The organism is Okeania sp. SIO2B9 (assembly GCF_010672505.1).
Classification (GTDB): domain Bacteria; phylum Cyanobacteriota; class Cyanobacteriia; order Cyanobacteriales; family Microcoleaceae; genus Okeania; species Okeania hirsuta.
This window is the reverse complement of the sequence record NZ_JAAHGK010001171.1, coordinates 1-2409: the sequence shown is the minus strand read 5'-3', so window position 1 is coordinate 2409 and position 2409 is coordinate 1. Positions and strand designations below refer to the sequence as shown.

At 35.7% G+C, this 2409-nt stretch carries 2 protein-coding genes; both read left to right on the top strand.

From position 1 onward, the window contains the following. Nucleotides 1-719 (top strand): pitrilysin family protein (locus F6K13_RS28565; protein WP_287289223.1); only part of this gene is annotated, 719 nt, incomplete at its 5' end. Between the two features lie 206 nt (nt 720-925). After that, nucleotides 926-1900, top strand: a complete 975-nt coding sequence (locus F6K13_RS28560; RefSeq protein WP_124147692.1) for an acetyl-CoA carboxylase carboxyltransferase subunit alpha — start codon at nt 926-928, stop codon at nt 1898-1900. The last annotated feature ends 509 nt before the right edge of the window (nt 1901-2409 follow it).

Here is a 2409-nt window from a genome sequence, read left to right as displayed (position 1 = left end):
CCGATCTTCAAGAATTTCATCAAACTCACTTCCGTCCAGATAATATAATCATATCTATAGTAGGTAATATTACAAATGCCAAAGCAATTAATTTAGTTGAACAAACATTAGGAGATTGGCAACAACCAGAAACACCCCCGATAACTTTAAACTTACCAAGTATAACTCCCCAACCATCAAAAGCAACAACATACCAAGAAACTCAACAATCAATTATTATGCTTGGTTATTTAGCCGCAAATGTTAACAGTTCTGACTATGCTCCTCTCAAATTAATTAATACTTATTTGGGTAATGGTTTATCAAGTCGCTTATTTGTTGAACTGAGAGAAAAACGAGGTTTAGCTTATGATATATCTGCTTTTTATCCTACCCGTCTAGATATCTCCAACTTTACAGTTTATATAGGAACCGCTGCAGAAAATACAGCGATCGCTAAAGCAGGATTAAGAGAAGAAGTGGAGCGCTTAGTGAATAACCAACTTAGCTCAGAAGAATTACAAGTCTCCAAAAACAAATTATTAGGTCAATATGCTTTAGGTAAACAAACAAACTCACAAATTGCTCAAATTTTAGGATGGTATGAAATTTTAGGTTTGGGTATAGAATTTGACGCTAAATTTCAAGAAAATCTGACAATGGTAACTACTGCTGAGGCACAAGAAGTTGCTAGTAAGTATTTCATTGAACCCTATATTTCAATTGTTGGACCAGAATAAAATGTAAGCATTCAGCGGTCAGCTATCAGCTATCAGCTATGAGTTATTAGCTCATTATCGCACCTAAGCTGGAATTATACCATTTCTCAAAAACTTTTCTACATTTTGTTGAGTAATGGAGTGGGGAGTGGGGAGTAGTCAAAAAAAACTGATGAACTGTGGTAAACTTAACAATGTTAATATAGAACCTAAAATAAAAACTCGGTGTGCCCAAATCAGAACGTAAAATTCTCCTAGATTTTGAAAAGCCTCTAGCAGAATTAGAAAACCGTATAAATCAGATTCGCGAACTAGCTAAAGACTGTAGTAGTGTAGATGTCTCTGAGCAAATTAGCCAACTAGAAGCAAAAGCAACTCAACTACGTCAAGAAATCTTTAATGGTCTTTCCCCTGTACAGAAACTACAGTTGGCCCGCCACCCAAGGCGACCAAGCACTCTGGATTATATCCAAGCTATTTGTGATGAGTGGATCGAGTTACATGGCGATCGTGGTGGTAGTGACGATCCAGCAATAGTAGGAGGCTTGGCCAGGATAGATGGAAGGCCAATTATAATTATTGGTCATCAAAAAGGACGAGATACGAAAGATAATGTAGCCCGTAATTTCGGTATGGCCTCAGCAGGAGGGTACCGCAAAGCAATGAGGTTAATGGAACATGGCAATAGCTTTGGAATGCCAATCTTGACATTTATCGATACTCCTGGTGCATGGCCAGGTATAGAAGCTGAAAAAATGGGACAAGGAGAAGCGATAGCATACAATTTACGAGCAATGTTTCATCTGGATGTACCAATAATTTGTACGGTGATTGGAGAAGGTGGTTCAGGTGGAGCGTTAGGGATTGGAGTGGGCGATCGCCTACTAATGTTAGAACATTCTGTATATACAGTTGCTAGTCCTGAAGCTTGTGCAGCAATTCTCTGGAAAGATGCCGGTAAAGCTTCTCAAGCAGCAGATGCTTTAAAAATAACCTCTTGGGATTTAAAAAATATAGGGATTATCGATCATGTCATTCCAGAACCAAATGGTGGGGCTCATGCTAACCCATTACAGGCAGCAGAAAACCTCAAAAAGGCCATAGTTAGCAATATAGAAGAATTAACTAAGATCAGCAGTCAGGAACGCCGAAAACAACGTTATCAAAAGTTCCGTTCCATAGGAGTATTTTTGGAAACTTAATAACTGAAATTGATTTTGTCTTCTAGTAAACCGCTTCGTGGAAGTCAAAAGTCACAAATTATTATCCCATTAATCAAATCAATTGGCATGAATAAAAGCTTTATTTTTCTATGGATGAATCTCTTGTCTCTATATCCAGTTAATTTTTTTGATTAAATCCAAAAGATGGATAAGAAAGACGATTTATTAGTGACTTATTATTTCTACTCTAGGAATATTCAACAGATGATCTACACAATAAAATGTAATTTAATGAAGTAATGAGAAATTAGTATGCTTTTAATAAATTGATTTTAGGTTATACTAGAAATTAAGTTATAGTGTCAACCCTAATTAAGATAAAGTAAACGGTTATTAAAATAACCTCAGTAGTTTTTAATCTATACTCTAGCTAGGGAAATATTGCTCTCATAACTCTCAAACATTTGATCTGGCAAAATTAATAAAATTCAATAGAATCTAGATATTTTTTTTCTTTCATTGTTTTTAAATTTATTCAAGCAATCTTA